Consider the following 25,618-nt stretch of genomic DNA (forward strand, 5'->3'; position numbering starts at 1 on the left):
TGGATGATAGCCAATACCAATCACAGTCCCGGTCTTGCCGCTCAGGCGCGGCCCCGCTGAGGACTTTATCTCCACGCGACAACCAATCGCAAATTCGTCTTTGATCGAGGAGGACCTGTTCATCACTGTCTCGGTGAGAGGCGCCTCGCGCTTCCAGATTTGGGAACGGGCACTACAGCTCGTGCTTGTCGGGTAGTGCTCGCGCTGCCAAGCCAACTTCCAGTTCTCTGAGCCGCTCGATCAACAGCTCCACGATTTCCTCGTAGTCAGATGGCGTCAACGAATGCACGCCACGCAATGCGAGCTCGTTCTGGAGGATCGTCGCCATTACCGCTTTAACGCTCATGGGCCCTCCGTCCGAAATCGGTCGCCTCAATTAATCCCGCAGCAGATCTTCCAAGATAATGACCGTGCAATGGCCGCAGCGAACTACCGGGTGCGCGTACCGCGTAGACGTGGGGCGCCGCCGCGACAGCGACGGAAGAAGTAGCTGCGTGTGTAGGTCCGCTGTCAGCCTTGCCGACCCCGAGCTTTGGCTCGACCGGCAGAGAGAGCCTTCAGCGAGAGCTCCAATTCCGCTCGCGAGCTCCGAATGACCCGCCTCCCGTCTCGCAGGAGCCCGGCAGGGCCGCCGCGGCTCGCGAGCCAGAGCTATCCGATCAAAGCTTGGTTCGCACAAGCAGTTTACGCCTGCAATCGAGAAGGAATGACTGTTCAAAAGAGGCAGCTCACCGCCTGTTTTGACCTCCCAGGCCGAGGTACCTCGAAAGGCAGGGCGCTTGCGGGAAAATGGCTCTTCACGCGCTTGCCGGAAGCCTGATGATGCTGTTCCGGAAAGATCGGCAGCGACTGCCGCCGGGATGTTTTGAAGCCGTGATTGCAATCGGCCAGGTGCCGACATCCATTACCTCGGGGGTAATGGATGGGGCGAAATGTGCGTGGTAGGTTTTCGACCATGAACGCACATGCATCCGCGGCACGAGCCGAACCCAGCCAGCCGGCCCATATCGGCGACCATTTGCGCGAGTGGCGGCAGCGCCGCCGCATGAGCCAGCTCGATCTCGCGGGCGAGGCCGAGATATCGGCGCGCCATCTCAGCTTCGTCGAGACCGGCCGCGCCGCGCCCTCGCGCGAGATGGTGCTGCGGCTCGCCGAGCGTCTGGATGTGCCCTTGCGCGAACGCAATGTGCTGCTGGTTGCCGCCGGCTACGCGCCGGCCTTTCCGCAGCGCACGCTGGAGGATCCCGCCTTGAAGTCAGCCCGGCAAGCGATCGACCTCGTCCTCAAGGCCCATGAGCCCAATCCGGCGCTGGCCTATGACCGGCACTGGAACCTGGTCTCCGCCAACCGCATGGTGGCTCCGCTGCTCGCAGGCATTCCGGAACGGCTGCTCGGCCAGCCCGTCAACGTGCTGCGGCTCGCCTTTCACCCCGAAGCACTGGCACCGCGGACGGTCAATCTTGCGGAGTGGTGCGCGCATCTGCTCGAGCGTTTGCACCGGCAATGCGAGGCGACGGCCGATCCTGAATTGATCAAGCTCTACCACGACCTGAAGAGCTATCCGATTCCGGCGCGCGCGGGGCCGCTGTCGGGCGACAATGTCGCGATCCCCTTCAAGCTGCGCCAGGACGGGGAAATACTAAGCTTCTTCTCCACCACCATGGTGTTCGGCACGCCCGTCGACATCACCTTGTCGGAGCTGGCGCTGGAGACGTTCTTTCCGGCGGACGAGCGCACTGCCGAGCGCCTCAGGCAGATGGCCGCAGCCATGTGCTAGCGCACTTGTCTGGGCGGGGGAGCGGCTTATCTTGGGCAAAACCCGCACCGCCGAAGGAGGCGCTCATGAGCACCCTGAAACCGCTCCAGATCGATGTCGTCTCCGACGTGGTGTGTCCGTGGTGCTATATCGGCAAGCACCGGATCGAGAGCGCGCTCGCGCTCGTGCCCGACGTCCCGGTGAAGCTGAATTTCCGCCCTTTCTTCCTCAATCCCTGGGTGCCGCGCGAGGGCATCAGCCGCGAGGAGTATCTCACCACCAAGTTCGGCTCGGTCGAGGCCTATAAGGGCATTGCGGGCCGCGTGGTCGCGGCGGCAAGTGAAGAGGGCCTCGTCTACAGGCCCGAGCTGGTCGCGCGCCAACCCAACACGACCGACTGCCATCGCCTGATCCTCTGGGCCGAAGCAATCGGCAAGGCGCCCGAGATGAAGCAGCGCCTGATGGAGCTGTACTTCCGGGATGGCGGCGATCTCACCGACGTCGACGTGCTGGTGCAGGCGGCCACCGACATCGGTCTCGATGCCGAGGAGGTGCGCAAGCGCCTCGCCACCGACCAGGATGTCGCGCGCGTGTCGGCCGACGCACAGGAGGCTGCCGAGAAGGGTATCTCCGGCGTGCCCACCTATGTGTTCGCGCAGAAATATGCCGTCTCCGGCGCGCAGGATCCGCATATGCTTGCGCGCGCCATCCGCCAGGTCTCGGCGGAGATCAACGCACAGGCGGCGGAGTAGCGCCGGCTTAGTTGCTGAGCAGCTGGATCGCGCGGCGTGCCGTCTCGCGGGCATAGCCACGCGCGACCAGCGCTGCATGGATCAGCCCGACCACCGGATCGTTCCGACGTAGCGGGATCAGCACGTCACCGATCGCAAGGCGGCCGCGCCAGATCGGGTTGATCATGGGATGATCGGCGCTCGCGGTGGAGTCCGCGCTCGCAATGGACGGATCGGCGCAGAGATGGCGGGTCAGGTCGAGCGTAAGCTGTACGCCCGGCGAATATTTGGCGAAGCGCTCGTCGATGCCGAGCTTGAAGAAGAAGGCGCGATCCTGGTGGCGCAGCACGATGCCGGCGGCCACGGACGTCGTGCCGGCGCGCAAGGTGACGATCTCGCATTGAGCGGTCTCCGCGAGCGCGGGAACGGCGCGGCGGATGAAGGCTGCATCGCCGGCGTTCTGGATCAATGCCGTGCCTCGCAGGCCCTTCCAGCCGCTGGCTTCGAGTTGCAGGAAATTTTCGAGTGCCGGCCTGATCTCCTCCGCCTTGGTTGCGACGTCGAAGCTGATCGAGCCATGCTCCGCCAGGCGACGGCGTTGCCGGCGCAGCTCCTTGAGTTTCCTGGTACCGAGCGCGGCGTGCAGTAATCCGTCGCCGTCCTGCGTCGCATCCAGGCTGGCGCGGACATAGCAGTCGAGCACGCGCGGTTTCAGGCCGGCCCGGCCGAGTGCGTCCTTGAGCGAACCCATCGCGGCGCCGTCGAGCGCGACGTCGCGCAGAATCAGCGCATGTGCTCCGGCCTCGCGCGCCCTTTGCAGCAGCCGCGTCGCGGCCTCGATCGAGACGTCGCGGTCGATCAGCGGGCTGCACAGAGTGCCATAGGGATGCGCGCTCACCAGCGCGGGCAGCGGTATCTTCCAGGCCCGCCAAAGCGAGATCACAGGCATCAAGCCGATCAGACGCGTCGCGGAGCCGCCGCAAACCGACAGGGCCGAGGCACCGACACGGCCGCGCGCGCTGGCACTGACGGCCAGTTCCCACGCTGGCAGGTAGTAGCCATTCGGCTCGACGGCCCGCTGCGCCAGCGCGCGCCACTGGCCGGGCTCGACCGCCGTGAGCGGGACAAGCGCGCGCGCTGCATCCTTCACCGATGCCGGTTTCATCGCAGCCTGGTGCGCGATATCGACCACGTCCGTCGTCCCCGTTCACGCTGGGCGTGCGACCAGCGTTACGCGGTCATGCTTAGCGCAAAGATTGGAAAATAGAGTTGGGACGCCACCTCAATTCGAGTGGTATTGTTAACGTCTCATTGAGCATCAGGCAGGTTCCCCGTCCGATGCAGTAGGGGAAGCCCTCGAGCCGGAGGATCAAATGGTCGCCACGCCTTTCACGCCGATTGCCTCGCTGTGCGGGGGCGCGCTGATCGGGCTGTCCGCCGTGCTCCTGATGTGGGCGACGGGGCGGATCGCCGGCATCAGCGGGATCGCGTCGCGGTTGTTTCCACCTTACGAGGATCGCGGATTCGCCGGCCGGCTCGGCTTTGTCGCGGGCCTCATTGCGTCGCCCGTGCTGGTGCGGCTCGTCACGGGCAGCCTGCCGGAGCAGACGATCGCTGCGGGAACACTGGTGCTTGTTGTCGCGGGACTGCTCACAGGATTCGGTTCGGTATGGGGCAGCGGCTGTACCTCAGGCCATGGCGTCTGCGGTCTGTCGCGTTTGTCGCTGCGCTCACTGATCGCGACCGTCACCTTCATGGCGACGGGCGTCGCCACGGTCTACTTGATGCGGCACTGGAGCTGATTGCGATGACCGTTCTCGTCCAATTCGCTATCGGCTTGCTGTTCGGCCTCGGGCTCATCATCTCGGGCATGTCGAATCCGGCAAAGGTGCTGAACTTCCTCGATCTCGGCAGTATCCCGGCAGGGACATGGGACGCCAGCCTCGCCTTCGTGATGGCCGGCGCGGTGGCCGTGACCTTTGCCGGCTTCAGACATGTCCTGAAGCTTGCGCACCCGTTGTTCGCGGATCGCTTCCACGTGCCGACGCGCAGCGACATCGATCCGAAGATCATCGTCGGTCCTGCGATCTTCGGCATCGGCTGGGGACTAGCCGGCTTCTGTCCTGGACCGGCACTGACCGCGCTCGGCTTCGGATCGATCTCGGCCTTTGTCTTTGTCGTCGCGATGTTTGCCGGCATGGTGCTTGCTCGCTTCCTCGCGCAGCTGCCCTCGTCGCCGCGCCTCGCCGCGCCGGTCGATCCGCTTGAGACCTGAAACAGACGGGACCGGGCGAACTGCCTCGTCCGGTCCCGTCCACCGTGATTTGTTGCTTACCAGCGGTCGCCGTCAACTCCGACGCCCACGCTGACACCGGGCGCGCGAATGCCGACGCCGGCGTGCGGACCATCGTCCCAGTCGCGATAGGAACGGCGCTCGTAATAGCGCTCGCGCGGCATCCGCGCATAGGAGTCGCGTACGATCACGCGCGCGCCGCCGTGGGTGCGATAGCAATTGCCGGCGTCATCGCAGACGAGCCGAACTTCCTGAACGAGATCGGGACTGGTGTATTCGCTGGTCGTGTAGAAATCCGCGGCCCTCGCGCTGCTCGCCGCAGCGAGAGCCCCGACACCGGCCAGCAGTGCAATCGTGAACGTCCTCATCCTGTGCTCCTCCGAAACTGCCCTCGGCGGTAACAAGAATGGGAGGCAACGATCGTTCCGGCCGAGTTACAGCTTTTTCCCGGAACCGGATGATCGTTGGTGCGATCCGTCGCTAAATCGGCTCATAGGCTTCCGACCCGCAGATGTCGTCGGCTTCCGCGCGCCGCCGGTCGATGACCTTTCCGCCGTTGATTGTCACGATGTAAGTCTGGATGCCCAACGCAGAGCCGGTGGCGGAGGTGAGTTGCGCGCGGACGCAGGCGGTCCAGCCCGCTCCACGGACCTCGTGATGGGGCAGGGCGACTTGCACGTCGCGCGGATACGACGTGTTGAGGAAGACCACGTCAATCTGCTCGCGGACGACCCGCTTGACGTCGGGCGGCGGTTCGGGAGGCGGTTGCTCGGCTTCCTTGAGGCGCATGAACTCAGGCACCGGCGCACGACTGTCGGCAAAGCCGCACGCGCCGAGCGCGAGCGCGCCGGCAAGCAGCAACACATGAGCAACAATCCGCGACATCCGTGAAGGTCCCCCGCGGGGCAACAAATAGGCTTGAATTCGTCGAGACGAAGTCCCGCCAAATCAATATTTGCTGAAGAAGCGGAGGTCGCCACATTGGCTAACATGGGATTGCACGCTAGTTTGTACCTCAGATCAGGGGGATAGCACCAATGAGGATTTTGGTCATTGCGACCGCGGTGCTGGCGCTGACGGTAGCCGCCGCGCAGGCGCAGATGGGGGGCGGCGGTCGGCGTCATGCCAACGACAGCCGGAAGACGGACAACCAGCCTAAGGTCGACGATAGGGCTTACAAGGCCGCGCTCGAGCGTATTCCGGAGCCGAAGGAAAAGTATGACCCATGGGGCGGGGCGCGTCCGAGCGGGTCGGCGACGAAGCCGAAATAGAACGAGGCGGTGTGGCGGGACGGCTGCAGATCACGCCGGCTTGCGTCCTCGTCCTGCAAACGGCAGTTCGCGGAGGCCCGCAACGACGGCCCGTTCACGCCGCCATCGACGAACGCACGCTGGTGTTTCCGTTCACGCCGAGGCCACCGGATCCAATCCGCCGCCGGGCACAACGATCAGGCAATCATGATCGTGATGTAGATGCGATGCGAACAGTCGTTCACATCGCGTGCGCTACCGCAGGAAAGCGATGCCGATGCGCCTGTCGCACCGCCAAACGGTACGGCAATTCCGCACGAATTTGTCGCGTGCGATGGAGAGCGTGAACGAGTGTGGCAACGTGACAGACGTATCGAGGTCGATCGCCGCGCCGCCGTCCGACATGTTTCGTACGGTGCACGCGATACCGCTATTTTCAAAGCAGATCGTGCCACCTTTGAAGACCCGGTGACGCTGTGCTGCGCGTTTCTCAATCATCTGCGTTCATCCGTAGTGACGATCGTAAACTAGTGCATGGAAATTGCGTTGATCTAAACTCAACCGCGGCGCTACTTGCGCGGCGATTCAGAATTCGTTTACGACGTTGAGACGGCGAGTCATTTTCCGCCGAGTTTACCCGCAAGCCTTTCCTTAATGGCGTTTCGCCCCGGTGGAGATTCCGATCAAGATCACGCTTTCGCTTCTGTTCGCCGCAGCGCTTTCGCTGTCGTCCATGCCCGCCCACGCCACCAAGCTCGATCTCGCGACCATGAGCTGCAAGCAATTCCTCGAGAGCGGGGACGACACCATCAAGATGGTGCTGACCTTGATGGACGGCTGGTACAAGGGCGATGAGGATAACGCGATCATCGACACCGACATGTTTGTCGAAAACGCCAAGAAGTTCGGTGCCTCTTGCGGCACCAACCCGAACGTCAGCATCGTCGCCGCCGCCGACGAAGTCCGCGGCAAGTAATGATCGAAGCGTGCTGACGGAGACGCGATCACGTACCGGTCTATCGCTTCAGTAGGATCGTCATCGAGAGCCGCGGTTTGCTTTTGCGCTCACGCGGCTCTGTTACCTTCGGGCGATCGTCAGCCCGGAAGCATCGCGAATGCACTCGACACCATCGCGACCTGCTTGTTGTCGATGGCGGAGAGCAGGGTGACGCGGCCGAAGCTCATGGTGCGACCAAGGCGCACCACGCGCGCATCCGCCAGCACGTCCGACGAGGACACCGCGCGCATGAAATGCGTGGTCTGGTCCACCGTCGTCATCGGCCGATAGCCGCTGTTGGCGGCGAGGTTTGCGATCACCATTGCGGTGTCGGCCAGCGCCATCAAGGCCTGGCCGCAGACAACGCCGCCATTGCGGCATAGCCGCTCCGAGAATGGCATGCGGAGCAGGGCGCCCGGCTGCCAGTCCGGCGTGTTCGCGGGCGGCGCGTGCTCGATGCGCTCGACGGAGAGGTTGAGATCCTGCACCCAGGGCGCAAAGACCTCGCCGAGGATGCGTCTGGCCTCGATGATCCCGAATTCGGCTTCTGGCTGCGAAGGCATTGCTGTCGTTCTCTCCTGGGTTGCCGGATGTTTCGCCCATTTTGCCCGCTTGCGACCGGCCAAGTCACCGGCCGGCGGTCGGCTTGAAAATGCCCGACTTCGCCCGGTATGATGCCACGCTTGGGAGCGGGTGGACGATGTCGCGTCGATATATCCTGGTATTTTGCCTAGCCGTGCTTGGTCTGGCGCTGAGTGGCTGCACCAAATGCGGCCCGATCTGGGACGACTGGCTCCAGGGGCCGAAATCGTGCAGATCGGATCGGCTCTAGCAAATTGAGGCGCCGCCGGCGCCGAGACGATGAATCAGGAGTGAGTGATGAAGCTTATTCGTTTGGCGGCGGTGCTCGCGCTGGTGGCTGGACCGGCCTTCGCGCAGGATTCGCCCCACATTAATCTGATGGCGGACGGCCCGTCCAAAACTGACGACGAAAAGGCCGCGGATGCCGCACGCGATCAGGCTTACAAGGAAACGCTCAAGAAGATTCCGGACGCCAAGGCGGCCAACGATCCCTGGGGCGGAATGCGCGCCGATGCGCCGAAGCAACCCGCGCCGAAGAAGGCCACGGTCGTCACCAGCACGCCCAAGAAGACCACCAAGGCCGCCAATTGACCCGGCCCCGGGGCGAGTAAACCGACTTTCGGGACTCCCCTTGGCTCGGCCCTGATCCTACATTCTCTGGCAGTATTGCGTTGAGGAGGCTGGATATGGCGGATCGCCCGCGGGACCTCGCCGATCGGATGGCGCGCCGGCGCAAGCAGGCCGTCGCACCGGCTGACAAGGCCGGCGACGGCTATCTGCGCGAGAGTTTCACCCTGCCGCGCGATGCCGCACGGGCGAGAGCGCGGGCCTTCTTCGCGCGCTATCCCAAGGCGGGCTACATGAGCGAGGTCGAGAATTGGCGCGAATTGCCCGGCGGCGACATCGAATTCACCATGCGACGGCTGCCCAGCGCCGATTAGCCCCGGTTCGGCCGCTCTGCCTTGTGCCCGATGGCCTTCAACTCCCGATCGATGCGCAGCTGCACGCGACGGATTGCCAGAAGATCGATCTTCGTCTCGGTCCTGCCCGTCTTGGTCTCATCGCCGATCCGGAATTGCCATTGCCAGACGCCCGGGATCGCCGTCTTCGCAATCGTGAACTCAACGCCCCTGTGATTCATGGTCACCTACACGATTCACCTCTCCGTGTCGGCTAACATGTTGAGCGCGACAATATTCCACAAGAGAAATTTGCCGTTAAGTCGAGGAAAATTCACGAAAATCCCGAAAGCGCGCGCGCTTCGAAACAAGCGAAATCAGATTCCGAAAGGCGGAGCCGATGGACGCGCGCTTTCGGCCAGGAACTCTGTTCATGGCCGGAGAACCACGGGCAGGGATTCCGGGCCGAGCGGGTCCGGCGTTTCGAAGACTTGTCGCGTGATGGCGACCCGGACGAGTCGGACAGACGCCGATGACTCACGAACTCACGCACGCGCGCGCCGCGAGCCCTCACAAGAAAAAACCCCGCCAGGGGAGAGCCGGGCGGGGAGAAGGTTATTGGAGGCTGAGGTGCTGGGCTGCAACACCATAGCCCTGTGACCGTAGCCCGCTCAGCTTACGACAGCCTGACAAGGCAGGATCCGACCCGATGTCGACTTGCGCAGTCAAGCTTCACACCCACGCGCCGAAAACAGAAAACCCCGCTCGGGGCAGAGCGGGGTCGACTGGGTATGGAGACCCGATGTTGGTCGATCGGGTGAAGCAACGCTAGAGCATTCGGCTGACAAACGCCTTACGCAAGCTTGTGCGTGGCTTGCGAAAAGGCCGCGCGTCCCAATTCAGACATCCGGCCGCACAACTTAGGACACATCCGTTGGCGACACTTTGCGGGCACGGCGAAGCCATGGGGGATACGTGGCGCGTCGATAGCGGGGTGGCATCATGGATAAGGTTGAGCGGTCATTTGCCGCCGCGACGGCGGCCGGCTTCGTGGTGTTGGTGATCGGGGTCGTGCTACTGGTGCTGATGTAGCCGCACGGGCGCTTGCGGCGTGTTGCCGGAAGCGGCTTGCCGCAAAACGCGAAAACAACCCCATGCACAGTAGGCATCGACCGGTAAGAAGCGCGGCCTTACTTGCAGCAGTGTACCGGTGTGGACGGACGCGCACGGAACCGTGCCGTAAGAGCAAAACACGCATCAGTCAGCCCAGTCTGCGAATCAACTGGGGCCGCTGGAACGCTTGGCTCATTGCCGAGTTTTCCCGATGCCCTTCCCCAAGGGCGACCCCAAGTGAATGGCCCCGGCTCATGCCCCCCAACCCTGCGAGCCGGGGCTTTTTTGTTCGCCCGCGAGCCAGATTAGGACAGCATTGCGAACGGTAATTGTCCGGAATCCACTTGGCTTTTTGGTAACGCTACGGTGGTTGTTGCCGGGGCTGGATTTCATCCCGAACAAGATTGTAACCGGCAAGGGGTCGCTGAGAAGCGGCCCCTTTCGATTCAGGCACCCGCAGAGGTGAATGCCGGTCCATCCGACGCGCTTCTGCTTCTTGCCGATGGAGTCCCACGTCTCATCAAGCTCGATGCGACGGGACGCTTCTACACCACGCGCAGGGGTCCAGCAGATTCAGCCTGGTAGGACGCTTGGGGCCGAATACGACCGTACCGGTACGATGGCCGAGTTGCGCGAGAAGTTGACGATGTGTCTTGACGCATCAAAGACATGAAAGAGGCCGCCAACTGAAGGCGGCCTTGATCTCTCCCCTTGGAAATTTAAACGGCCCCGATGGGAGGGGCCGCCAACCCGCGTGACGCGGGTTTTCCTCCAGCAGTCGGGGGGCTGTCCTATCTGGCTGGGGGCTCCGAACAGACGCGCGGCGAAAGCCATCGTTCCTGAAAAAAAATGCCAAATTTCTCGGTGGGAGAACGACGGCGTTGGCTGGACGAACTCGCCCAACCGAGGCGGCCTTATTGCCGAGTTTGGTGCTCCAAGATGTAAGCGCGGTGGTCCATGGCAGTCGTTCCCAAAGCCGAGCTACATGGCTGCGGTGCGCCAGGAAGGTACGAGGCAGAGCCTTGTCGCGGCGTGCCAGGTGTATTCGAGTTGGTGCGCTCGCGGCCCCGGCGTCAGATCCTCTCTCCAGTCCCACAAGGTACCCGGAGCCGCTGCACCGCACACGTTGATTAGGATACTCCGAAATGAGTGCTCCTTTGTTTCAAGCACCATTATAGGCGGATGGGCGTACAGTCGGGTGGCCTTCGGGCTCGGATTCCAGCCCCGGAGCTCGTTGAGCAGGCGGCCCCGCCATGTGTATCAGCGTTGGTGGGGCCGCTGCATGTTTGCAGCCTCAGAATTCTGATAATCAGACCAATTGGGCCGTAGCGTAGCCGTAGCTCATGCCGACCTACATGCGTGTGTATCGCGTGATTTTTGCTATGCGCGCACCATGCATTGACGAGCATCTCCCATCGATCGCCTCAACGGGGCAAAGCCCATCGGGTATTCCTCGCCAAGCGGTCCCGCCGATAAGGGTGAAGCCCGGGGACGGAGCGTGCCCGCGACATTTTGCACGCGAATTCAAAAGAGCATCGCACAGCGCGCCTCTTTGATGCGGCCATGCAGCCCGAGCTTCTCCGCGGATTGCGAGATCGATGTGTGGGAATGACGGCGCCGCCGAACGACGGCGTTGCGGCGGTTGGAGACCTGATGCTCGGCAAGCCATCGCTAGTCGCCAGTCACCATGGGTGCGGCCAGGCCGGGGCTCAAATCAGGTTGAGTTCCTTGGATCCGGAGACTGCAAGCCTGTTACCGGAGGCAGGTCCTCCTTTGGGAAGGGCTCCTGGGTCTTGCGTCCGAGAAAGGTGTCTGGCTTTGGCAGTTTCAGCACCTCGCATGCTTGCGCGATCAGCTCCCGTATTCGGGCATTCTGTTCGGCAATCTCCGCAGCAAAATGGCGGACAAAATAGACGGGCTTATCCGTCATGGCGGTGCTCCCTGTTGTGCAGGCGGGAGCGCTCTCGGTCTCTCAGCCACCGACGCCTACGGGCAGAGCCTCGGCCGGTGATGAGGGGCAAACTATCTCACGTCACTTTGGTTCAAAAGTGAACTTAGGACGCTAGCCAGAACAAACTGGGACAATGAGGGTCAAATACGGACAGTACCGATTGCTTGGCGCTGGCCCCCAGTGGCCCAGTTTGGGGCCACCTCGAACGTCTATTCGTCCGGGGAACACGATAGGCTTCAAATCCATTATGGGGACGGAGACCCAATTGAGGGATTGGTGTCATGGGCATCGAGCGTATGCATTCACCCACGTACTTCCGAAATCGAGCGGAAGAGTTCCGCACCAAGGCTGACAATTGCGAGCATGAGGAAGTGAGACAGTCGCTCCGCAAGGTGGCCAAGAACTACGACCAGTTGGCCCAGCGCGCCGCACGCATCCGCACCGTCCAAGACGCCGCAGAGTAAGGCCGCCTCGGTGCGGCCTCTTTCAATTTGCAGGTACCTGCAACTTGGTTGGCGGCGCATCAGTGGCAACCAGAGATTCCGCTCGCGACGTTCGTCAGCGGCAAGACATACATCGTGGAGCGGCAACGGCTGGAGGTTGATCCGTCTGTCGACCGATACAAGCGCGGGATGGCAAACCTATCAGCCGCGCTCTAAATGAAAGAAGGCCCCAACCGAGGCGGCCTGAGTGCATCTTGCGCCGTAGCTTTTGGATGATCTTCCGCAACTCGGCGGCGTACTCCTCAACGCGGCGCCGCGCCTCCTCTAGCCGGGTTGGCTTAGGCGCAGGGCGTTTCTCTGGGGTGGACTCCTCCACAAACTGAGGCTTGAGCCCGGGGGACCATCGGCCATTGAGCCAAACAATGGCCTTACCGTTCCAGCTCCTTCAATATGCGGTCACGGTCGTCAATATGCAGCGACTGCGTTTCCCTCATGGTCGCCAGCACGGCCAGCGCGCCCTCGATATCGTGTTGGTGCCGGTCAAGTTCCGATATCAGCGCCTCCTGCTTGGCAAGAAGCTTCAGGCCATCGGCAATGTGGCGCTCGGCTATCACTAAATGCTCGTGCAGCATGGCGCGGTCCATCCCGCACCTTACAGCGAATTAGGACACTGCGCAGAACAAACTGGGACACTACCTTTTTCCCGGTACAGTCCCAATTCGGACACTGGCAATTTGGGATTAGGACACTCTCGGATTCACATACGTTATAGCCGGAACCCGATACCAGAAGAAAAACTGGCGCGCCGGGGCTGGTGAAGAATTTCAGCTCGGAATTATTGAAACCCGGTAGGGCCACTGTTCCAGAGCGGTGGCCCTTTCGTTTTGACACGCGCAGAGGGGGAATTAGGACGCCCCTGTGGATAGGTCGTAAGCTGGGGAAAGCTTTAGGTTGAGCGCCACGAAATGAGCCACAAGGGCGACCAGTACACGTTCATTGCGCTGGCCTCCTCGGCCAAGGCCATCGTCTCCTGCCGCACAGGCAAGCGCGACAGCGAGAGCGCGGACCTGTTCGTGAAGGACCTCCGCCAGCGCATCCTTGGCGTCCCCGAGATCATCCGGCCAAGAGGAGCCGGGCAGTACGATGACGCCAGCGGCGAAAAATAGGTTTGGTTGGATGAAGGGAGTGGCGGCGAAGAGCGCTGTGGCTGCTATTGGGCATCAGGAGAAGCCCGGCATGTTGCAGGAGGTGTTCAACCCCGACGAGGGGCCAGTTACGCTGACCCTCCCGTCCGACATCTCGGCAGCCAGTTACACCAACCTCAAAGACTATCTTGAACTGTTTCTGCGTAAGGCCAAGCGTCAGGCTGACCGCGCGGCCGCTGAGAGCTATGGGCGCAATCCAGATGAGGAATGAAGAGGCCGTCAAGATGAGGCGGCCTTACTTTGTTCTATGTTGAAATACCTTTGATTTAGGTCAAGGGCCGGGACAGAGGGCGAACGCCAATGAGACGGCATTACTGTCGCGTGTGATGCTTCAATCGGGCGACGTGCCGTTCTCGCCGCCAGATATCTAGGTCGTGCCCGTCGAGCAATTGGGCCGCCTTCTCTTTGGCTTCTTCGTCGTTGGCGCAATCCAGCTCATGCACGCCGGTGATGCGCCCTTCATCGTCTAAGATGTAAGCGCGATAGTCCATGGCACTCGTGCCCCGAATAGAACGATTATACCACCGGCCAAATGGCTGAAAACAACTTAGGACACCATCAAATTCAATTTAGGACACTGCAGGTCAAATACGGAGACTACCTTTTCCCCAAAAGAACATATTGCGAACCTGGAACAAACGGTGTACGTTGTTTTTATCGACGAGCCGCCCCGCCAACCGTTTGTCCCCCGCGCGAATCCTCGCCATAAGGAGCACGACCCAATGTCCACCACTGCCCTGCGTATCGTCGAAGGATCTTCCATGGACAAGAGTAAAGCTCTCGCTGCCGCGCTCTCCCAGATCGAGCGTCAGTTCGGCAAGGGCTCGGTGATGAAGCTCGGCAAGAACGACCGTTCGATGGATATCGAGGCGGTCTCGTCGGGCTCGCTGGGGCTGGATATCGCGCTCGGCATCGGCGGCCTGCCCAAAGGGCGTATCGTCGAGATCTACGGGCCGGAATCCTCGGGCAAGACCACGCTGGCGCTGCACACGGTGGCGGAAGCCCAGAAGAAAGGCGGTATCTGCGCCTTCATCGACGCCGAGCACGCGCTCGACCCGGTCTATGCCCGCAAGCTCGGCGTCAATATCGACGAGCTCCTGATCTCCCAGCCGGATACCGGCGAGCAGGCGCTGGAAATCTGCGACACGCTGGTGCGCTCGGGTGCGGTGGACGTGCTGGTGGTCGATTCGGTCGCGGCGCTGGTGCCGAAGGCCGAGCTCGAAGGCGAGATGGGCGATGCGCTGCCGGGCCTGCAGGCCCGTCTGATGAGCCAGGCGCTGCGCAAGCTCACGGCCTCCATCAACAAGTCCAACACCATGGTGATCTTCATCAACCAGATCCGCATGAAGATCGGGGTGATGTACGGATCGCCGGAGACCACGACCGGCGGCAACGCGCTGAAGTTCTACGCCTCGGTCCGCCTCGACATCCGCCGCATCGGCGCGATCAAGGAGCGCGACGAAGTGGTCGGCAACACGACGCGCGTGAAGGTGGTGAAGAACAAGCTGGCGCCGCCCTTCAAGCAGGTCGAGTTCGACATCATGTACGGCGAGGGCGTCTCCAAGATGGGCGAGATCCTCGATCTCGGCGTCAAGGCCGGCATCGTCGAAAAGTCCGGCGCCTGGTTCTCTTATGACAGCCAGCGCCTCGGTCAGGGTCGCGAGAACTCGAAAGCGTTCTTGAAGTCCAACCCCGACATCACCGCCAAGATCGAGACCGCGATCCGCCAGAACTCCGGCCTGATTTCCGAGCAGATCCTGGCCGGCACGCCCGAGAGCGACGCCGACGGCGAGGAGCCGGCGGACGAGTAGACCGGGTTGTTGTTTTGAGCATGATCTGATCGGAAAACCGCTACACACTTTTCCGGATCATGCTCCAAGAGTTTTCGCGAGGAGCGGGCGCTGAGGACGTTGAGTTGCCGACGTCGGCAGTGCCCGTTTCTTTTTGCGCGTTGTCGTGATCGGCTGGTGTGATGCGAGCAAAGACGAAGCTCATCGTGACGACTGACTCGTCCATCGCCGGCGCCATCCAACAGGCGGGCTGTGCCGACCTCGTGATCGCGATCGAGCGTCGGCTCGTGTGGGGACGATTGCCGTCCGCTGCGGAGCGCGATGCGTTCTTTGCGCCGCGCGCGACGCAGCCTCAAGGGCTTCACTGGCTCGACGATACGCCGTCCTGGCGTCTCGATGAATCGGGCCTGAAGGGTCACGGATTGATCGAGCTGTTGTCAGAATGTGGCTCGGCCGAATTGTGGATCGGGTGGGAGCCGAACGCCCAATTGCTTCTGCTCTGGCTGCTCGATCATTGCAGCAGCGAGGACGCGGCGGTCTCCAAGCTCATGATGCGTCAGCTGGACGGCGCTGCTGGTGCTGCCGATCCAGGGCAATTTGCGCAACTCAACCCGCCGATGGTCAGGCCTACACATGATCACCTCGAACTGGCCGGTCGTCTCTGGCGGGCTTATCGTGAGCCGACGCCGCAGGCTTGGTTCGATCTCCTCAAGGCGGATTTGAGTCTGTTTCCACAACTTGAGCAATCGATCATTGATCTGCTCGAAGAGCTTCCGGGCGTCACATCTGGTCTGGGAGCTACGGAGACGCGGATCCTGGAGCTGGTTGCGCCTGGCGAAGCGCGGCCCTTCGACGTCTTTCCGGGACATCAGAAGCGCAACGAGAGTCGCGTCTTCGACTATTGGGAAGTCGGAGCGCTGCTCGACGGGCTCGTCCGCTCTCCGGTGCCGGCCGTGTCCGGGCTGGAGGAAGGGCCATTTACATTCGACATGCACAACGATGCCCTCCGTCACGCGCGGTACAAGCAATCCCGGTTGTTGCTCACCGAGTTCGGCAAAGCGGTGCTTGGTGGCTACGAGAATTTTCTGCGGCACAACCGGATCGACCGGTGGTGGGGCGGTACCCACCTGACCAGCGAACGGCTGTGGCAGTGGGACCGGGAGGCCTTTTCACTCATCGCTCCTGATTAATGCGTACGCGTCGTCAGAGCGTTGCGTAGCAATTTTGACAGACAATCGTGTCCCATTTGATCTTAGCCACGAATGATCCTGCCGAAGACGTGCTCCGGGGGTCAGGCCTCGCGAACCTCACGCTCGGGTTCTATCTTCGTTTCGTTTGGAGGAAATTGCCTTCCGAAGAACAGCTTTTGATGGGGCTGGAGCGGCGATCAGCCAAGCACTGCAATCCCGGCGACCATTGGCTCGACGGCGTTTGTCGTGGCTCGCTGGAAGGCTTCGGCAGCCGCGATATCGGTTTCTTCGAGCTTTGTGCAAAGTTCGACTCGATTGAAATCTGGGTCGATCCTCTCGCTAACGATCAGCTCGTGCTCGTCTGGCTGCTCGACCTTCTTCGCCCTTACAAGGAGATCACGACGAAGCTGAGCTTCGTGCATACGGACGACATTGTTGCAAATTATGCACCGGAATCGGTCGCAAAATGGAAGCTGCCGGCCTTCAAGGTGACCGACAACCATTTGGCGACGGCGAGCCGCGCCTGGAGAGCCTACCGGGCTGAAACCCCAGAGCCCTGTTTCGATTTGCTGATGACGGATCTGACGATCCTGCCGAGACTTCGATCGGCGCTCATTGCGGTGCTTGAAGAGCTTCCGGACAGCGTGACGGGCCTGGGTGCCAGCGAAATGGACCTGCTGGATTTTGTGGACCAAGGGTACACCGACCCGGGGCGCATCTCCGAGGCGAGGTGGCTTCGCGATGTATTCGACGGATCCGACGCGCAAGATGCCCTGATCGAACTGGGGGGACATTCGGTCCCGCCGGTCCTGTTGGGCGATCCATCGTTCGACAATGAGGATCGCTACTTCGGCAGGAGCGAGTGGAGGTCACGCTGACTGAGCTTGGGCGTTCACTTGTAGCGCGCAAAGACGATATGTGGCGTCACAACCGGATCAAGCGCTGGTGGGGCGGGACCGAGTTGACCAGCGAGCGGCTCTGGCGATGGGATCGCAAAAGCCGATTGTTGGTTGCGCCTTAGAGGCGCGCTCGGCGCCACAGCTGGGCAAAGGCGCGCAAGCGCCGTGCCCACCATCTTTCACACCGGATGCAAAGGTTGTGGGCACGCTTCGCTTTGCCCGCCCTACGAAACCACCGTCGCGTCCTACTCCGCCGCTTCGGCGTAATCGCTCACCGGCGGGCAGGAGCATACCAGATTACGATCGCCGTAGACATTGTCGACGCGCCCCACCGGGCACCAATATTTGTCGGTGCGCGAGACGCCCGCGGGGAAGCAGCCTTCGCTGCGGGCGTAGGCACGCTTCCAATCGTCATCGGCGATGTCGTGCACGGTGTGCGGGGCGTGGCGCAGCGGCGATGCCTCGATCTTGAAGCGACCGGCCTCGACCTCGGCAATCTCCTTCCGGATCGCGATCATGGCATCGCAAAATCGATCCAGCTCGGCCTTGGATTCCGACTCCGTCGGTTCGATCATCAGCGTGCCCGGCACCGGGAAGCTCATGGTCGGCGCATGGAAGCCGTAATCGATCAGGCGCTTTGCGATGTCGTCGACGGTGACGCCTGACGTTGCCTTCAGAGGACGAGGATCGATGATGCACTCATGCGCGACGCGGCCCCTCGTGTTCCTGTAGAGCACCGGGAAGTGCGCATCGAGGCGCGCCGCGATGTAGTTGGCATTGAGGATCGCGATCTCGGTCGCGCGCTTCAGACCTTCGCCGCCCATCATCAGGATGTAGATGTAGGAGATGGTGAGGATCGAAGCCGAGCCGAACGGCGCGGCCGAGACCGGGCCGACTGGAGCATCCGCCTTCGTCGCGGGGTGACCGGGGAGGAACGGCGCAAGATGCGCCTTCACGCCGATCGGGCCCATGCCGGGGCCGCCGCCGCCATGCGGAATGCAGAAGGTCTTGTGCAGATTGAGATGGCTGACATCGGCGCCGTAATCGCCGGGCCTGCTAAGGCCGACCTGCGCATTCAGGTTGGCGCCGTCGAGATACACCTGGCCGCCATGGCCGTGGACGATGTCGCAGATCTCCTTGATATGCTCCTCGAACACGCCATGGGTCGAGGGATAAGTGATCATCACCGCGGCGAGATCGTTCGAATGCTTCTCGGCCTTCGCACGGAGATCGTTGACATCGACGTCGCCGTTCTTCTCGCAAGACACAACCACCACGTCCATGCCGACCATCGCGGCCGAGGCCGGGTTAGTGCCGTGAGCGGAGGAGGGGATCAGGCAGATCTTGCGGTGACTCTCTCCGCGCGCGGCATGATAACCCCGGATAGCCAGAAGTCCGGCATATTCGCCTTGCGCGCCCGAGTTCGGCTGCAGTGAGATGGCGTCATAGCCGGTGATGTCGCAGAGCCATTTTTCAAGCTGCGCGAACAGCGCGTGATAGCCGTTGGCCTGCTCGCGCGGGGCGAACGGGTGCAGGCTGCCGAATTCCGGCCAGGTCAGCGGCATCATTTCAGTCGTCGCGTTCAGCTTCATCGTGCAGGAGCCGAGCGGAATCATCGCGCGGTCGAGCGCGAGGTCGCGATCGCTGAGCTTGCGCATATAGCGCAGCATCTCGGTTTCCGAGCGATGCGCGTGGAACACCGGATGGGTGAGGAAAGAGGTCGTACGCTTCAGCGTGTCCGGCAGCGCCTCGTGCGTCGTGGCATCGATCTCCGCGTAGGACAATTGGCCGCCGAAGGCACGCCAGACCGCTTCCACGGTCGCAGCCGTGGTGGTCTCGTCGAGCGCGATGCGCAAGCCGGTCTCACCGACGCCGAGATTGATCTTCTCGGCCGCCGCGCGCGCGATGATCACGGCGCGCCCTGTGCCGGCATCGACGCTGAGCGTGTCGAAGAAGCTCTCGGACTGCGGTGCGAAGCCGAGCTTGCGCAGGCCGCTCGCGAGCACGGCGGTGCGGCGATGCACGTTGCGTGCGATCTGCGCGAGCCCCTCGGGACCGTGATAGACCGCGTACATTGCGGCGATCACGGCGAGCAGCACCTGCGCGGTGCAGATGTTGGAGGTCGCCTTCTCGCGGCGGATGTGCTGCTCGCGGGTCTGCAGAGCCAGGCGATAGGCAGGCATCCCGCGTGAATCGACGGAAAGGCCGACGATGCGGCCGGGCAGCGAGCGCTTCAGCGCATCGCGCACCGCCATATAGGCCGCGTGCGGGCCGCCATAACCCATCGGCACGCCAAAACGCTGCGCCGAACCGATGGCAATGTCGGCGCCGAGTTCGCCGGGCGAGGCGAGCAGCGTCAGGGCCAGGAGATCGGCGGCAACGATCGCAAGCGCGCCCTTCGCTTTCAGCGCTGCGACCGCAGGCCTGAGGTCGCGCACCGCGCCCGAACTTCCCGGATATTGCAGCAGCGCGCCGAGCACGTCTGCCTTGTCGAGATCGGTGAGCGGATCGCCGACCACCAGATTCCAGCCGAACGGTTCGGCGCGCGTGCGCATCACGGCCAGGGTCTGCGGATGCACGTCCTTGTCGACGAAGAAGGCCTTTGCTTCGACCTTCGAGTGCCGCTCCGCCAGTGCCATGGCTTCGGCCGCGGCGGTTGCCTCATCGAGCAGCGAGGCGTTGGCGACATCGAGCCCGGTGAGGTCGCAGATCATGGTCTGGAAGTTGAACAGCGCTTCGAGCCGGCCCTGGCTGATTTCGGGCTGGTAGGGCGTGTAGGCCGTGTACCAGGCCGGGTTCTCCAGAATGTTGCGCTGGATCACCGCGGGCAGGATCGTTCCTGAATAGCCCTGGCCGATCAGCGAGGTGAAGACCTGGTTCTGACGAGCGAGCTCAGCCATATGCGCGATCGCCTCCGTCTCGCCGAGGGGCTTGCCGAGATCGAGCGGAGTGGCCTGCCGGATCGAGGCCGGCAGCGTTTCCGCCATCAGCGCCTCGACGCTTTTCGTGCCGACAGTCTCGAGCATTGCGGTGACATCGCGCGCCGACGGGCCGATGTGGCGGCGAACGAAAGGGGTGGTCTCGCCGTTGGATTTGCGCTGCGCGGTCATCATGGGTCCTCGCTTCAGGAGTTGTTGTCATGCCCCGCGAAGGCGGGGCATCCAGTAAGCGCAGGCGCTTCGGCCAGAGCCGATGGGCCGCGGCGTACTGGATCGTCCGCCTTCGCGGACGATGACAGTGAGTATGTTGAGACGGTTCGACTCATATCCTCACGCCGTGTGGGCCTTGTAGGCGGCTTCATCCATGAGCCCGCCAAGCTCGCTCTTGTCGGCGATTTTAATCTTGAAGAACCAGGCCGCGGCTTGCGCGTCCGAGTTCACCAGCGCGGGCTCGGCGGCGAGCGCCTCGTTGGTCTCGAGCACCTCGCCGGAGATGGGCGCGTAAACGTCGGAGGCGGCTTTCACCGATTCCACCACGGCGGCGGCTTCGGCCTTCTTCAGGGTGCGGCCGACCTTGGGCAATTCGACGAACACGACGTCGCCGAGCTGGGACTGCGCGTAATCGGTGATCCCGACGGTTGCGACATCGCCGTCGATCGCGAGCCATTCATGGTCGGAAGTGTACAGCGTCGTGGTCATTGTCTTGTCCTCAGCGTTTGTAGGTGTTTTTCACGAAGGGCATGGCGGCGACGATGAGCGGCAGACGCTGCCCACGCACTTCCGCAAAGAGTTTCGTGTCGAGCGCGCTCAAAGCGGTGGGCGCGTAGCCCATCGCCACGGGCGCATTCAGGCTCGGGCCGAAGCCGCCCGAGGTGACCCTTCCAATGGCCTGGCCGCCTTCGTTCCCGGCAAACAGCAGCGCGCCTTCGCGCACCGGTGCGCGGCCTTCGGCACGCAGGCCGACACGGCGGCGGGATGCGCCGTGATTGAAATGCGCGAGAATCTTTTCAGCGCCGGGAAATCCGCCGGCGCGGGCGCCACCGGTGCGGCGGCTTTTCTGCACCGACCATTCCAGCGCGGCTTCGACCGGCGTGGTTTCGGTGTCGATATCGTGGCCGTAGAGGCAGAGCCCGGCTTCCAGCCGCAGGCTGTCGCGGGCACCCAAGCCGATCGGCATCACGTCGGGGTTTTCGAGCAGCGTCTTGGCGAGACGTTCGGCGTCGGCCGCGGGCACCGAAATCTCGAACCCGTCCTCGCCGGTATAGCCCGAGCGCGAGACGAAACAGCCGAGGCCGGCTACCTCATGCGGGCCGGCATCCATGAACTTCATGGTGGGCGCTGCTGCACATAATTTCGCCAGCGCTGACTCGGCTTTCGGGCCTTGCAACGCGATCAGCGCGCGGTCGGCAAGCGAATCGATGATGCAGGTCCCCGACAGGTTCGCGCGCAGATGCGCCTCGTCCTCGGCCTTGCAGGCAGCATTGACCACCAGGAACAGGTGATCGCCGAAATTCGCGACCATCAGATCGTCGAGAATGCCGCCGTCGTCATTGGTGAACTGGGCGTAGCGCTGCCGTCCCGGCGCGATCGCCACGATGTCCTGCGGCACCAGCCGCTCCAGCGCGCGAGCGGCGTCCTCGATCCTGCCGGATTTCGGCCGAAGCGCGATCTGGCCCATATGGGAGACGTCGAACAGGCCGGCGGACGAGCGGGTCTGAAGGTGCTCCTTCAGCACGCCGGCCGGGTACTGCACGGGCATGTCGTAGCCCGCGAACGGCACCATCTTGCCGCCGAGCGACACGTGCAGGTCGTAAAGGGGTGTACGTTTCAGGGAGTTCTTGTCGTCCGACGCAAGCATCACGGGGGCCCTCGGCGGTTCCCCGGGGACGATTCCCCTGGGACACCGGTCGAAGCCCCATCTGTCGCTGTGCCTGAGAGTATTATCCCGTCGGCGGACGCTATCCAGGTCTTAAGCCCGCCAGCGCCTCTTTCCAGATGTCGTCAAAGCCACGCGGTCCTTTTGCCTGAGAGTTTCCGGGGCGGTTGCTCCTTCGGCGCCGGCAGTGAAGCCGGTCTCTCCCGACGTGGCCGTACGATACAAATGGGTACAGACCACAGGCCGGCCAAGCCTGTCAACGCGCGCTTTGCGGCTTTCCAAAGGGGATTACGCGCCTGCGGCAACCCACTGATCTCTTTGCACAGTTTCTGGACAGGGAAGCTGGCCTTGTCTAAAAGCGCTTTGGCCCGCAGATATCCGCCCAAATCGCCAGGTTTGGATCAGGGATAAGCGGGTCCAAGCACACCCGATTGGATGAACATGAGCGGCGTCAACGAGATCAGGTCGACCTTTCTGAACTTCTTTGCCGAGAACGGGCACGAGATCGTGTCGTCCTCGCCATTGGTGCCGCGCAACGATCCGACGTTGATGTTCACCAATGCCGGCATGGTGCAGTTCAAGAACGTCTTCACCGGCGTCGAGAAGCGGCCCTATCAGCGCGCCACCACGTCGCAGAAATGCGTGCGCGCCGGGGGCAAGCACAACGACCTCGACAATGTCGGCTACACCGCGCGCCATCTCACCTTCTTCGAGATGCTCGGCAATTTCTCCTTCGGCGACTATTTCAAGGAGCGCGCGATCGAGCTGGCCTGGAAGCTGATCACGAAGGATTTCGGGCTCGACAAGGACAAGCTGCTCGTCACCGTCTACCACACCGACGACGAGGCGCACGGGCTCTGGAAGAAGATCGCCGGCTTTTCCGACGACCGCATCATCCGCATCCCGACCTCGGACAATTTCTGGGCGATGGGCGACACCGGCCCCTGCGGTCCGTGCTCGGAGATCTTCATCGACCGCGGCGACCACATCTGGGGCGGCCCTCCGGGTTCGCCTGAGGAGGACGGCGACCGCTTCCTCGAATTCTGGAATCTCGTGTTCATGCAATACGAACAGGTGACGAAGGAGGAGCGCGTGGATCTGCCGCGTCCCTCGATCGACACCGGTATGGGCCTTGAGCGTATGGCCTGCATCATGCAGGGCGTCGACAGCGTGTTCGAGACCGATCTGTTCCGTCATTTGATCGATGCGGCCGCGTCCGCGCTCGGCAGCGGGCCGAACGAGCAGACCGTCGCCTCGTTCCGCGTCATCGCCGACCATCTGCGCTCGTCGGCCTTCCTGGTCGCGGATGGCGTGCTGCCCTCGAACGAGGGCCGCGGCTATGTGCTGCGCCGGATCATGCGCCGCGCCATGCGCCATGCGCAGCTGCTGGGCGCCAAGGAGCCGCTGATGCATCGGCTGGTCTGGGCGCTGGTCCGCGAGATGGGCCAGGCCTATCCTGATCTGATGCGCGCGGAAAACCTGATCGAGGAAACGCTGCGGCTGGAAGAGACCCGCTTCCGCAAGACGCTGTCGCGGGGCCTTGCCATCCTCGACGAGAAGAGCGCGTCGTTGAAGAAGGGCGACATGTTCGACGGTGACGTCGCCTTCACGCTGTACGACACCTACGGCTTCCCGCTGGACCTGACGCAGGACGCGCTGAAGTCGCGCGGCATTGGCGTCGACCAGTCTGCGTTCACCGACGCGATGGAGCGGCAGAAGGCCAAGGCGCGCGAGTCCTGGAAGGGATCGGGCGAGGCGGCGAGCGAGGCGATCTGGTTTCCGCTGCGCGAGAAGCTCGGGGCGACGGAATTTTTGGGCTACGAGACCGAGAGCGCTGAAGGCGTGGTCTCGGCGCTGGTCAGGGACGGCAAGGAAGTCGCCCACCTCAAGGCCGGCGACACCGGCGCGATCGTGCTCAACCAGACGCCGTTCTATGCGGAGTCGGGCGGCCAGGTCGGCGACACCGGCGTGCTGACGGGCGAGAGCGGGATCAAATTCCGCGTCACCGACACGCAGAAGAAGCTCGGCGATTTCTTCGTGCATGTCGGCACGGTCGAGAGCGGCGAGCTGAAGGTCGGCACCGCGCTGCAGCTCGAGGTCGATCATTCCAGGCGCTCGTCGATCCGCGCGCATCACTCGGCGACGCATCTCATCCATGAGGCGCTGCGCCAGGTGCTCGGCGATCACATCGCCCAGCGCGGCTCGATGGTGGCGCCGGACCGGCTGCGTTTCGACTTCGTGCATCCGAAGCCGATCACGGCGGAGGAGCTTGCTCGCGTCGAGGACATCGCCAACGACGTGGTGCTGGAGAATGACGAGGTCACGACCCGCGTGATGGGCGTCGACGAGGCTCGCGAGGCCGGCGCGCGCGCGCTGTTCGGCGAGAAGTACGGCGACGAGGTTCGCGTCGTCTCGATGGGCAAGACCGCGCGCGAGCGCGGCGCCAATGCGCTCGGCTGGTCGGTCGAGCTCTGCGGCGGCACGCATGTGCGGCGCACCGGCGATATCGGCCTGATCACGCTGACCGGCGAGAGCGCGGTGGCGTCAGGCGTGCGCCGCATCGAGGCGCTGACCGGCAACTACGCCCGCAAGCATGCCAATGAGACCATGGCGCTGGCGAAGACCGCAGCAAGCGAGCTGCGCACCTCGGTCGACGACATTCCGGCGCGCATCACCGCGCTGATGGAGGAACGCAAGAAGCTCGAGCGCGAGCTGTCCGACGCCCGCAAGAAGCTCGCGATGGGGGGCGGCGCAGCAAGCGGCGGCGGCGGGGCTTCCGGCGTGCGCGAGGTCGGCGGCGTCAAGCTGATGGCGCGCGCGGTCGAGGGCATCGAGATGAAGGATCTCAAGAGCCTCGCCGACGAGGCCAAGAAGCAGATCGGCTCCGGCGTGGTCGCCATCGTGGGCGTCACCGAGGACGGCAAGGCCGGTGTCGTGGTCGGCGTCACCGTCGACCTCACCGCGCGCTTCAACGCCGTGAATTTGGTGCGCGTCGCCTCCGAAGCGCTCGGCGGCAAGGGCGGCGGCGGCCGGCCCGACATGGCCCAGGCCGGTGGCCCCGACGGCGCCAAGGCGACCGAGGCGCTGGCGGCGATCGAAAAAGCGATGGCGGGCGCTTAGGCGTCTGCGTCGCGTTGCTCTAGCCCTGCTTCAGGAACACATATTCGGCCGAGTAGGGCGCGCTTTTGAACTCGCCGGCCTTGTCGCAAGCGCCGTCGAGCTTGCCGCCATGGGTGTTGATGCGCTGAACCGTGGTGACCGGCGTCAGCACGCCACTACCGCGATGGGCGGTGACCTCCAGCTTCAGCCAGGGGATATCGGCCGGCGTGGCGCCCGGCGCGCTGCCTGCGACCTTGCCGGCGACGGCGCTGCCGTCGGCGTGCTGCCAGTTCGGCCCGGCATAGTGGCGGCCGATCGTCTTGCCCTCGGCGAGCAGCGTCGCGATCGGCTCGCGGAACGCCCAGGCGAGCTTGCCGTCGGCGCCGGCCTTGCACTCATAAATCTGCGCGCCCTCGGCGTGGACGCTGAGCACGACGTTCTGGCCCGGTGCGGCGATGGCGTCGGGAAGCGTCCCGGCCGCCCCCGCTGGCGCAGTCACGGCCGCGAGAAGCAGGCAGGGGACGGCAAGCTTGGTGGACATGGTCGGATCTCCGCAAAGGGGGGCTCAAAAAATACGGGCCGCGCTGAAAGACGCGGCCCGTGAT

Annotated in this window: 29 protein-coding genes and 1 riboswitch; of the genes, 15 read left to right on the plus strand and 14 right to left on the minus strand. The window is 63.2% G+C overall.

Translation table 11 applies throughout. The annotated features are described in order from the left end of the window. Positions 1-172 precede the first annotated feature (172 nt). A complete protein-coding gene (locus tag ACVWZ4_RS24615; RefSeq protein WP_456741393.1) occupies positions 173-346 on the minus strand; it encodes a hypothetical protein in 174 nt (57 codons plus the stop codon). Between the two features lie 609 nt (positions 347-955). Between ACVWZ4_RS24615 and ACVWZ4_RS24620 the strand changes: the two genes are divergently transcribed. Together ACVWZ4_RS24620 and ACVWZ4_RS24625 are read left to right on the plus strand one after the other, a co-directional pair. Next, the gene (locus ACVWZ4_RS24620; RefSeq protein ID WP_456704434.1) at positions 956-1,777 is read left to right on the plus strand and encodes a helix-turn-helix domain-containing protein; all 822 of its coding nucleotides are present in this window, start codon (positions 956-958) and stop codon (positions 1,775-1,777) included. A gap of 65 nt (positions 1,778-1,842) precedes the next feature. Continuing rightward, positions 1,843-2,508, plus strand: a complete 666-nt coding sequence (locus ACVWZ4_RS24625; RefSeq protein WP_456704433.1) for a DsbA family oxidoreductase — start codon at positions 1,843-1,845, stop codon at positions 2,506-2,508. A 7-nt stretch (positions 2,509-2,515) separates the two neighbouring features. Here the strand turns inward: ACVWZ4_RS24625 and ACVWZ4_RS24630 are convergent, their stop codons facing one another. After that, positions 2,516-3,679, minus strand: coding sequence for a GNAT family N-acetyltransferase (locus tag ACVWZ4_RS24630; RefSeq protein ID WP_456738635.1), 1,164 nt, complete (start codon positions 3,677-3,679; stop codon positions 2,516-2,518). 181 nt (positions 3,680-3,860) lie between these two features. Here ACVWZ4_RS24630 and ACVWZ4_RS24635 point away from each other — a divergent pair, with 181 nt between their 5' ends. Both ACVWZ4_RS24635 and ACVWZ4_RS24640 read left to right on the plus strand, forming a co-directional pair. Next, positions 3,861-4,289: a YeeE/YedE family protein gene (locus ACVWZ4_RS24635; protein ID WP_456741394.1), complete on the plus strand. Its 429-nt coding sequence runs from the start codon at positions 3,861-3,863 to the stop codon at positions 4,287-4,289. 5 nt (positions 4,290-4,294) lie between these two features. Beyond that, the gene (locus tag ACVWZ4_RS24640) at positions 4,295-4,762 is read left to right on the plus strand and encodes a DUF6691 family protein (protein WP_456741395.1); all 468 of its coding nucleotides are present in this window, start codon (positions 4,295-4,297) and stop codon (positions 4,760-4,762) included. A 56-nt stretch (positions 4,763-4,818) separates the two neighbouring features. Here the strand turns inward: ACVWZ4_RS24640 and ACVWZ4_RS24645 are convergent, their stop codons facing one another. After that, entirely contained in the window at positions 4,819-5,148 is a 330-nt protein-coding gene (locus ACVWZ4_RS24645; protein ID WP_456704429.1) for a hypothetical protein, read from the minus strand. Between the two features lie 112 nt (positions 5,149-5,260). Continuing rightward, positions 5,261-5,665: a hypothetical protein gene (locus tag ACVWZ4_RS24650; protein ID WP_456741396.1), complete on the minus strand. Its 405-nt coding sequence runs from the start codon at positions 5,663-5,665 to the stop codon at positions 5,261-5,263. Between the two features lie 152 nt (positions 5,666-5,817). Between ACVWZ4_RS24650 and ACVWZ4_RS24655 the strand changes: the two genes are divergently transcribed. Next, the gene (locus tag ACVWZ4_RS24655; RefSeq protein WP_456704427.1) at positions 5,818-6,051 is read left to right on the plus strand and encodes a hypothetical protein; all 234 of its coding nucleotides are present in this window, start codon (positions 5,818-5,820) and stop codon (positions 6,049-6,051) included. 234 nt (positions 6,052-6,285) lie between these two features. Here the strand turns inward: ACVWZ4_RS24655 and ACVWZ4_RS24660 are convergent, their stop codons facing one another. Next, positions 6,286-6,528, minus strand: coding sequence for a PilZ domain-containing protein (locus ACVWZ4_RS24660; protein ID WP_456741397.1), 243 nt, complete (start codon positions 6,526-6,528; stop codon positions 6,286-6,288). Between the two features lie 184 nt (positions 6,529-6,712). On the opposite strand from ACVWZ4_RS24660, the gene ACVWZ4_RS24665 reads away from it, so the two are divergent. Next, positions 6,713-7,006, plus strand: a complete 294-nt coding sequence (locus ACVWZ4_RS24665) for an HdeA/HdeB family chaperone (RefSeq protein ID WP_456742262.1) — start codon at positions 6,713-6,715, stop codon at positions 7,004-7,006. 119 nt (positions 7,007-7,125) lie between these two features. On the opposite strand, the gene ACVWZ4_RS24670 is transcribed toward ACVWZ4_RS24665, so the two are convergent. Beyond that, positions 7,126-7,590: a PaaI family thioesterase gene (locus ACVWZ4_RS24670; RefSeq protein ID WP_456704424.1), complete on the minus strand. Its 465-nt coding sequence runs from the start codon at positions 7,588-7,590 to the stop codon at positions 7,126-7,128. 316 nt (positions 7,591-7,906) lie between these two features. On the opposite strand from ACVWZ4_RS24670, the gene ACVWZ4_RS24675 reads away from it, so the two are divergent. Together ACVWZ4_RS24675 and ACVWZ4_RS24680 are read left to right on the plus strand one after the other, a co-directional pair. After that, entirely contained in the window at positions 7,907-8,200 is a 294-nt protein-coding gene (locus ACVWZ4_RS24675; RefSeq protein ID WP_456741398.1) for a hypothetical protein, read from the plus strand. Between the two features lie 95 nt (positions 8,201-8,295). Further along, positions 8,296-8,550 carry a hypothetical protein gene (locus tag ACVWZ4_RS24680; protein WP_456704422.1) on the plus strand — a complete coding sequence of 85 codons (255 nt, stop codon included), beginning with the start codon at positions 8,296-8,298 and terminating at the stop codon, positions 8,548-8,550. Here ACVWZ4_RS24680 and ACVWZ4_RS24685 read toward each other — a convergent pair. Further along, positions 8,547-8,750 carry a hypothetical protein gene (locus ACVWZ4_RS24685; protein ID WP_092228052.1) on the minus strand — a complete coding sequence of 68 codons (204 nt, stop codon included), beginning with the start codon at positions 8,748-8,750 and terminating at the stop codon, positions 8,547-8,549. The two genes, ACVWZ4_RS24680 and ACVWZ4_RS24685, sit on opposite strands and share 4 nt — an antisense overlap. A 2,585-nt stretch (positions 8,751-11,335) precedes the next feature. Beyond that, positions 11,336-11,551 (minus strand): hypothetical protein, encoded by a 216-nt coding sequence (locus tag ACVWZ4_RS24690; protein WP_456704421.1) that lies wholly within the window; start codon positions 11,549-11,551, stop codon positions 11,336-11,338. Between the two features lie 302 nt (positions 11,552-11,853). Here ACVWZ4_RS24690 and ACVWZ4_RS24695 point away from each other — a divergent pair, with 302 nt between their 5' ends. Then, positions 11,854-12,036, plus strand: coding sequence for a hypothetical protein (locus ACVWZ4_RS24695; protein WP_456704420.1), 183 nt, complete (start codon positions 11,854-11,856; stop codon positions 12,034-12,036). Between the two features lie 407 nt (positions 12,037-12,443). Here the strand turns inward: ACVWZ4_RS24695 and ACVWZ4_RS24700 are convergent, their stop codons facing one another. Continuing rightward, positions 12,444-12,659, minus strand: coding sequence for a hypothetical protein (locus ACVWZ4_RS24700; RefSeq protein ID WP_456741399.1), 216 nt, complete (start codon positions 12,657-12,659; stop codon positions 12,444-12,446). Positions 12,660-12,980: 321 nt separating this feature from the next. On the opposite strand from ACVWZ4_RS24700, the gene ACVWZ4_RS24705 reads away from it, so the two are divergent. Continuing rightward, entirely contained in the window at positions 12,981-13,181 is a 201-nt protein-coding gene (locus tag ACVWZ4_RS24705; RefSeq protein WP_456741400.1) for a hypothetical protein, read from the plus strand. Continuing rightward, positions 13,159-13,431 (plus strand): hypothetical protein, encoded by a 273-nt coding sequence (locus tag ACVWZ4_RS24710; RefSeq protein ID WP_456741401.1) that lies wholly within the window; start codon positions 13,159-13,161, stop codon positions 13,429-13,431. The genes ACVWZ4_RS24705 and ACVWZ4_RS24710 overlap by 23 nt, the downstream gene beginning before the upstream one ends. 100 nt (positions 13,432-13,531) lie before the next feature. On the opposite strand, the gene ACVWZ4_RS24715 is transcribed toward ACVWZ4_RS24710, so the two are convergent. Beyond that, positions 13,532-13,711, minus strand: coding sequence for a hypothetical protein (locus tag ACVWZ4_RS24715; RefSeq protein ID WP_456763704.1), 180 nt, complete (start codon positions 13,709-13,711; stop codon positions 13,532-13,534). Positions 13,712-13,942: 231 nt separating this feature from the next. On the opposite strand from ACVWZ4_RS24715, the gene recA reads away from it, so the two are divergent. The 3 genes from recA to ACVWZ4_RS24730 all read left to right on the plus strand — a co-directional run bounded on the left by recA (position 13,943) and on the right by ACVWZ4_RS24730 (position 17,078). Next, positions 13,943-15,031: a recombinase RecA gene (recA, locus tag ACVWZ4_RS24720; RefSeq protein ID WP_057747344.1), complete on the plus strand. Its 1,089-nt coding sequence runs from the start codon at positions 13,943-13,945 to the stop codon at positions 15,029-15,031. 242 nt (positions 15,032-15,273) lie between these two features. Then, the gene (locus ACVWZ4_RS24725) at positions 15,274-16,200 is read left to right on the plus strand and encodes a hypothetical protein (RefSeq protein ID WP_456763703.1); all 927 of its coding nucleotides are present in this window, start codon (positions 15,274-15,276) and stop codon (positions 16,198-16,200) included. Between the two features lie 47 nt (positions 16,201-16,247). Then, the gene (locus tag ACVWZ4_RS24730; protein WP_456704418.1) at positions 16,248-17,078 is read left to right on the plus strand and encodes a hypothetical protein; all 831 of its coding nucleotides are present in this window, start codon (positions 16,248-16,250) and stop codon (positions 17,076-17,078) included. A 266-nt stretch (positions 17,079-17,344) separates the two neighbouring features. Here ACVWZ4_RS24730 and gcvP read toward each other — a convergent pair whose 3' ends face one another. The 3 genes from gcvP to gcvT all read right to left on the minus strand — a co-directional run bounded on the left by gcvP (position 17,345) and on the right by gcvT (position 21,896). Next, entirely contained in the window at positions 17,345-20,209 is a 2,865-nt protein-coding gene (gene gcvP, locus ACVWZ4_RS24735) for an aminomethyl-transferring glycine dehydrogenase (RefSeq protein ID WP_456742264.1), read from the minus strand. A 159-nt stretch (positions 20,210-20,368) separates the two neighbouring features. Continuing rightward, positions 20,369-20,737, minus strand: a complete 369-nt coding sequence (gene gcvH / locus ACVWZ4_RS24740) for a glycine cleavage system protein GcvH (RefSeq protein ID WP_092228048.1) — start codon at positions 20,735-20,737, stop codon at positions 20,369-20,371. 10 nt (positions 20,738-20,747) lie between these two features. Beyond that, entirely contained in the window at positions 20,748-21,896 is a 1,149-nt protein-coding gene (gcvT, locus tag ACVWZ4_RS24745; protein ID WP_456742265.1) for a glycine cleavage system aminomethyltransferase GcvT, read from the minus strand. A gap of 145 nt (positions 21,897-22,041) precedes the next feature. Continuing rightward, positions 22,042-22,130, minus strand: a riboswitch (glycine riboswitch). A 225-nt stretch (positions 22,131-22,355) separates the two neighbouring features. Between gcvT and alaS the strand changes: the two genes are divergently transcribed. Beyond that, positions 22,356-25,034: an alanine--tRNA ligase gene (alaS, locus tag ACVWZ4_RS24750; RefSeq protein ID WP_456741403.1), complete on the plus strand. Its 2,679-nt coding sequence runs from the start codon at positions 22,356-22,358 to the stop codon at positions 25,032-25,034. Between the two features lie 19 nt (positions 25,035-25,053). Here alaS and ACVWZ4_RS24755 read toward each other — a convergent pair whose 3' ends face one another. Next, positions 25,054-25,554, minus strand: coding sequence for a DUF3455 domain-containing protein (locus ACVWZ4_RS24755; protein ID WP_456741404.1), 501 nt, complete (start codon positions 25,552-25,554; stop codon positions 25,054-25,056). Between the last annotated feature and the right edge of the window lie 64 nt (positions 25,555-25,618).

Source organism: Bradyrhizobium sp. USDA 4472, from assembly GCF_054058595.1.